This is a genomic window from Burkholderia sp. Ac-20353 (assembly GCF_017104785.1).
Lineage (GTDB): Bacteria > Pseudomonadota > Gammaproteobacteria > Burkholderiales > Burkholderiaceae > Burkholderia.
This window is the reverse complement of the sequence record NZ_JAAGPL010000068.1, coordinates 35655-41876: the sequence shown is the minus strand read 5'-3', so window position 1 is coordinate 41876 and position 6222 is coordinate 35655. Positions and strand designations below refer to the sequence as shown.

6 protein-coding genes and 1 tRNA gene are annotated in these 6222 nt (G+C 65.8%); 3 read left to right on the top strand and 4 right to left on the bottom strand.

The window, feature by feature from the left end:
• The 4 genes from G3N94_RS20445 to G3N94_RS20430 all read right to left on the bottom strand — a co-directional run.
• A partial coding sequence (locus tag G3N94_RS20445) for an ATPase, T2SS/T4P/T4SS family (protein WP_241021972.1) occupies positions 1–1152 on the bottom strand: 1152 nt, incomplete at its 3' end.
• Positions 1153–1320: 168 nt separating this feature from the next.
• On the bottom strand, positions 1321–2622 hold the full coding sequence (locus tag G3N94_RS20440) for an HlyC/CorC family transporter (protein ID WP_205794397.1): 1302 nt from the start codon (positions 2620–2622) through the stop codon (positions 1321–1323).
• Between the two features lie 143 nt (positions 2623–2765).
• Positions 2766–2842, bottom strand: a tRNA-Pro gene (locus G3N94_RS20435).
• A 222-nt stretch (positions 2843–3064) separates the two neighbouring features.
• Positions 3065–4060 carry a polyprenyl synthetase family protein gene (locus tag G3N94_RS20430; RefSeq protein ID WP_205794396.1) on the bottom strand — a complete coding sequence of 332 codons (996 nt, stop codon included), beginning with the start codon at positions 4058–4060 and terminating at the stop codon, positions 3065–3067.
• A 209-nt stretch (positions 4061–4269) separates the two neighbouring features.
• Between G3N94_RS20430 and rplU the strand changes: the two genes are divergently transcribed.
• The 3 genes from rplU to cgtA all read left to right on the top strand — a co-directional run bounded on the left by rplU (position 4270) and on the right by cgtA (position 6138).
• On the top strand, positions 4270–4581 hold the full coding sequence (rplU, locus tag G3N94_RS20425) for a 50S ribosomal protein L21 (RefSeq protein WP_124599928.1): 312 nt from the start codon (positions 4270–4272) through the stop codon (positions 4579–4581).
• A gap of 24 nt (positions 4582–4605) precedes the next feature.
• Positions 4606–4869 (top strand): 50S ribosomal protein L27, encoded by a 264-nt coding sequence (gene rpmA, locus G3N94_RS20420; RefSeq protein ID WP_006400419.1) that lies wholly within the window; start codon positions 4606–4608, stop codon positions 4867–4869.
• A 156-nt stretch (positions 4870–5025) separates the two neighbouring features.
• Positions 5026–6138: an Obg family GTPase CgtA gene (gene cgtA / locus G3N94_RS20415; protein ID WP_205794395.1), complete on the top strand. Its 1113-nt coding sequence runs from the start codon at positions 5026–5028 to the stop codon at positions 6136–6138.
• Positions 6139–6222 lie beyond the last annotated feature (84 nt).

The window sequence follows — 6222 nt, the reverse complement described above, 5'->3', positions numbered from 1 at the left end:
GCATATGCCCTCGCCGGCGGCGTGCCGGGCGAGCTGGCCGACACTCGCGCGCGCGACGATCCGTTCGGCCAGGCCCGCTGAAACCGGCATCGCCTGATGCACGCCGATGCGGCCGCGGTAGCCGATGCCGTGGCACGCGGCGCAGCCGCGCGCAACGAACGGTCGCCATCCCGACACCAGCGCCGACGGGTCGCAGCCGGCTTCGCGCAACAGGCGTGCGGGCGCGTCCGACGGCGTGCGGCAGGTTGCGCACAGGCGCCGCACGAGGCGTTGCGCGGTGACGAGGCGCAGCGCGGCTGCGAGGTTGTATGGCGCGACGCCGATGTCGAGCAGCCGCGCGATCGCGGCGGGCGCGTCGTTGGTGTGCAGCGTCGACAGCACGAGGTGGCCGGTTTGCGCGGCCTTGATCGCGACGTCGGCCGTTTCCGCGTCGCGGATCTCGCCGACCATGATGACGTCCGGATCCTGCCGCAACAATGCGCGCAGAGCAGTGGCGAAGGTCAACCCGGCCTTCTCGGCGACGCCGACCTGATTGATGCCGTCGAGCTGGATCTCGGCCGGATCCTCGACCGTGCAGACGTTGTGTGCATCGCGATCGAGCATCTGCAGCGCGCAATACAGCGACAGCGTCTTGCCGCTGCCGGTTGGCCCGGTGACGAGCACGAGGCCGTGCGGCGCGTGGATCGCCGCTTCCAGTGCGGCGGCCTGTTGCGCGTCGAAACCGAGGTTTGCAAGCGTGAGATCGGGCGGCAGCGTTTCAAGGCGGCGCAGCACGAGTTTTTCGCCGAACAGCGTCGGCAGCGAGCTGACCCGGTAGTCGCCGCGTTCGCGGTCGGTCAGCGCGATGCGCAGGCGGCCATCCTGCGGAACGCGGCGCTCGGCAATATCCATCCGCGCGAGCACCTTGATCCGGGTGATGAATGCGTCGCGCAGGTGAACGGGCGGCCGCGCATGTTCGTGCAGCACGCCATCGACGCGCAGGCGCAGCCGCCAGCCCGTTTCGAACGGCTCGACGTGGATGTCGGATGCTGCGCGGGCGCTCGCGGCGCGCAGCGTATCCGTCAACAGGCGCGTGGCTGGTGCGTCGTCGAGCTGCGCCGCGTCGAGCGGGCGAGGGCTGGTGGGCGGAGCGGGATCGGGGATGGCGGGCATCCCGTCGGTGGGCGCGAAAAGCATGATTGCCGGCGCGGAGGCCGCCTGGTTACCGTGACCTCTGCATGGTCGCGCGGCAATGGCGGCGCCGACAGTCGGCCGTTCGGCCAGCGTGAGCCCGCGATCGGCGAGAGCGGGCTCGGCGGGGCCTGGCGGGCCTGGCTGGCGTTAGCGGGCCTTGGCGGCGATGCCGAGCACGCTGCGCGCCGGACGTGGCTTGAACAGCTTGACGGTGCGCACCGCCTGGTCGTCGCTGCGCATCACCTCGAGCATCACGTCGCCGATCTTCACGCACACGTCGTCTTCCGGAATCTCCTCGAGGACTTCGAGGATCAGCCCGTTGAGCGTCTTCGGGCCGTCGGTCGGCAGCTTCAGTTGCAGCCAGCGGTTCAGCTCGCGCAGCGGCATGCTCGCCGCGACGATGCACTCGCCGTTCTCGTCCCAGCCGCCCTTGCGCGCGCTGCGCGGCATCGACGTCGTGAACTCGCCGATCAGCTCCTCGATGATGTCCTCGGGCGTGACGAGGCCTTCGAGCTCGCCGTACTCGTTGACGATCAGCGCGGTGCGCTGGCGGCTTTCCTGAAAGAACTGGAGCTGCTGGAACACCGGCGTGCCCGACGGCACGTAGTACGGCTCGGCGAGCAGCGAGCGCAGCGTCTCGCGGTCGAATTCCTGGTTGTGCAGCGCGGTCAGCGTCTTGCGCACGTGCAGCACGCCGAGCACCTTGTCGATGTCGCCCTCATAGACGACGAGCCGGTTGTGATAGCAGGTCTCGAGCTGATGCAGGACGTCGTCGAGCGGCGCGAAGAAATTGAGCGATTCGATCTGGCGGCGCGGCACCATCACGTCGTCGACGGTGATGTTCTCGAGATCGAACAGGTTCAGCAGGATGCTGCGGTGCTTGGTCGGCATGAAGCTGCTCGACTCGAGCACGATGGTGCGCAGCTCGTCGGCCGACATCCGCTGGTCGCGGCCCTTCGCCGTATTGATGCGCAGCACCCACAGCACGCCGTGCGCGAGCGTGTTCACGAACCAGACGATCGGCTTCAGCACGCGCATCAGCGGCGCGATCACGATGCTCGCGGGCAGCGCGATGCGTTCCGGGAACGTCGCGCCCGCGATCTTCGGCGCGATCTCGGCGAACACGATGATCAGGAACGCGACGATGCCGGTCGCGATCGACAGCGCGAGGTTGTTATGGCCGAACGTATGCAGCGCGATCGACGTCGTGAGGACCGGGATGATCGTGTTGAACAGGTTGTTGCCGATCAGGATCACGCTGAGCAGCTGGTCGGTGCGCGTGAGCAGGCCCTGGGTGGTCTTCGCGCCGAGCGCGCCCTGGCCGGCGAGATGCTTCAGCCGATGGCGGTTGAGCGCCATCATCGCGGTCTCGGAAATGGAAAAGAAGCTGGAGCAGAGGAGAAGCAGGAAGACGGCGCCGATTTGCGCCCATAAGGGAATTTGGTCCACGCGTCGGAATGGATAGTGAAGGACAGGTATGGAGGGAATATAGCAGAGGCCGGTGGCGCGGGAGTGTCGCGTAGGCGGCACGGGTTGCGCGGCGTGCGGGTAAAAAAAAACCGTGCACCTCGGTGCACGGTTTTTCACAAATCTGGTCGGGGTGAGAGGATTCGAACCTCCGGCCTCTACGTCCCGAACGTAGCGCTCTACCAGGCTAAGCTACACCCCGATTTGGACTCTTCCGACTTCGCAGTCTTCTTCAAGACCGCTGCGTCATCAGCCAAGAACATAACTATACCAGCGCTTTCTCGAAAATGGAACAACTTTGTGAAGAAATTTTTCGAGATGCTGATTCTGCGATCCATTTCGACCGGCCTCGTCATGCGAGACGGTGGCCGGATTGCCAAACAGCGCAGGCGAGGGCAGGCGGTTCGCGCCCGCCTGCATGCGTTCACGACTGTCGCGACGTCGAATACGAGCACAGCTCGAGCAGGCTTTCCTTGTAGATGGAATCCGGGAACGCGGCGATCGCCGCAGCCGCGGCCTGCGCTTCCTGCCGCGCGCATTCAAGCGTGTGGTCGAGCGCGCCGGAGCGCGTGATCGCGTCGAAAATCGTATCGAAGCGGTCGGTGCCGCCTTGTTCGATCGCCTCGCGCGCCAGCTTCGCCTGTTCGGGCGTACCGCGCTCGATCAGGTAGATGAGCGGCAGCGTCGGCTTGCCTTCGCGCAGGTCGTCGCCGGCGTTCTTGCCCATCGCCTCGGCGGTGCCTGCGTAGTCGAGCCAGTCGTCCATGATCTGGAACGCGGTGCCGATACGGCGCCCGTACTCGGCGGCGGCGGCCTCGGTCGGCGCGTCGGCGCCCGCGAGCACCGCGCCGAGGCGGGCCGATGCCTCGAACAGCTTGGCCGTCTTGTAGCGGATCACCTGCATGTAGCGAGCCTCGTCGACGTCCGCGTCATGCATGTTGAGGAGCTGCAGCACCTCGCCTTCGGAAATGATGGTCGTCGCTTCCGACAGAATCTCCATCACGCGCATCTTGCCGACGCCGACCATCATCTCGAACGAGCGGGAATAGAGGTAGTCGCCTACCAGCACGCTCGCTGCGTTGCCGAACAGCGCATTGGCCGTCTGGCGGCCGCGCCGCAGCTCGGATTCGTCGACGACGTCGTCATGCAGCAGCGTGGCCGTGTGGATGAACTCGACGACGGCGGCCAGCACGTGCCGCTGGTGCGACGTCTCGCCGAGCGCGCCCGCGACGAGCAGCAGCAACGCCGGACGCAGCCGCTTGCCGCCCGCGCCGATGATGTACTCGGCGATCTGGTTGATCAGCAGCACGTCGGACGCAAGACTTTGCCGGATCACGCGATTCACCTGCTCCATATCGCTGGCGATCGGGGCAAGCAGGTGGGCGGCGCTGAGGGAAGGGGAGGCGGTGGACGACGACATGATCATGTAATTGGGTGATGCCGCGGATTATAAGTCGAATCCGCCAGATGCCGGGCTGTCGCGCGCGCCGCGGGCGCGATTTTGGCCGTCCGGCCGAGGCCCCGATGTGGCAATCGTCGATCGGCTTTGACAGTGCTGCTAACTCTATGTATAATCACGCCTTTTCCGCGCGTGGTGTGCGGAAAAATGGATCCAGAGTGAGGTTCTCAATGTACGCGGTCGTAAAAACCGGCGGCAAGCAGTATAAGGTTGCCGTTGGCGAAAAACTGAAAGTAGAACAGATACCGGCTGACATTGACGCAGAAATCACGCTCGACCAGGTTCTCGCAGTGGGCGAAGGCGAATCGATTAAGTTCGGTACGCCGCTGGTCAGTGGGGCTTCCGTCAAGGCCACCGTTGTGTCGCACGGTCGTCATGCCAAGGTCACCATCTTCAAGATGCGTCGCCGGAAGCACTACCAAAAGCATGGCGGCCACCGCCAGAACTACACTGAGCTGCGCATCGACGCGATCAACGCGTAAGCGCCTCGGTTAAGGAGCAATCAGATGGCACACAAAAAGGCAGGCGGCTCTTCCCGGAACGGCCGCGACTCCGAGTCGAAACGTCTCGGCGTGAAGGTGTACGGCGGCCAGGCGATCAACGCAGGCGGCATCATCGTGCGTCAGCGCGGCACCCGCATGCACGCTGGCGAGAACGTCGGCATGGGCAAGGATCACACCCTGTTCGCGCTGGTCGACGGCCACGTGAAGTTCGCGACGAAGGGCGCGGACAAGAAGCATACGGTCATCGTCGTCCCGGCGGCTGCCTAAGTTCAGGCACCCACGGGCTTCGTAGCCGAAAGGCCCCGCAGTTGTCGCGGGGCCTTTTTTTATTTTGTCGCCGCGCGGGCGCAACTGGCCGGACGGCCGATTGTTCAAGTGCGGCGGCGCGCGGCACAATAGCGGAAATACTGGGCGGAGTAACGAATGAAGTTCATTGACGAAGCACGAATCGAAGTCATCGCCGGAGACGGAGGCGATGGCAGTGCGTCGATGCGCCGCGAGAAATTCGTTCCGTTCGGCGGGCCGGACGGCGGCGACGGCGGCCGGGGCGGCAGCGTGTACGCGGTCGCCGACCGCAACATCAATACGCTGATCGACTATCGTTACGCGAAGAAGCACCTGGCGCGCAACGGCGAGAACGGCCGCGGCTCGGACTGCTACGGCAAGGGCGGCGACGACATTACGCTGCGCATGCCGGTCGGCACGATCATCAACGACATGGACACCGGCGAGCTGATCGCCGACCTGACCGAGCACGATCAGAAGGTGATGCTCGCGCAGGGCGGTGCGGGCGGCCTCGGCAACCTGCATTTCAAGTCGAGCACGAACCGTGCGCCGCGCCAGAAGACCGACGGCAAGCCGGGCGAGCGACGGATGCTGCGGCTCGAGCTGAAGGTGCTCGCCGACGTCGGCCTGCTCGGCATGCCGAACGCAGGCAAGTCGACGTTCATTTCGTCGGTGTCGAACGCGAAGCCGAAGATCGCCGATTACCCGTTCACGACGCTGGCCCCGAATCTCGGCGTCGTGCGCGTCGGGCCGAGCAAGAGCTTCGTGATCGCCGACATTCCCGGGCTGATCGAGGGCGCGGCCGAAGGCGCGGGCCTCGGGCATCAGTTCCTGCGCCACCTGCAGCGCACGGGGGTGTTGCTGCATCTGGTCGACCTTGCACCGTTCGACGAAAGCGTCGATCCGGTCGCGGAGGCGACGGCGATCGTCGGCGAGCTGCGCAAGTACGACGAGGCGCTCTACGAGAAGCCGCGCTGGCTCGTGCTCAACAAGCTCGACATGGTGCCGGAGGGCGAGCGCGCGGCGCGCGTCGCGGATTTCCTCGAGCGTTTCGGCTGGGAAGGCCCGGTGTTCGAGATCTCGGCGCTGACCGGCCAGGGCTGCGAAGCGCTGTGCTACGCGATCTACGACTACCTCGCCGAGCATTCGGACGCGCATCGCGCGGCCGAGGCGGAAGACCACGCGGCGGATGTGCGCTTCCGCGACGCGCCGTCGCTCGGCGGGCAGGCGGCATCTGACACCGACGCCTGAGCGGCAGGCGCGCGCCGGGCACGAGCTGCCCGGCGCCGGCATTCAATCGCGCCCTGCCGGGCCAGGCATCACATACAGGAGACA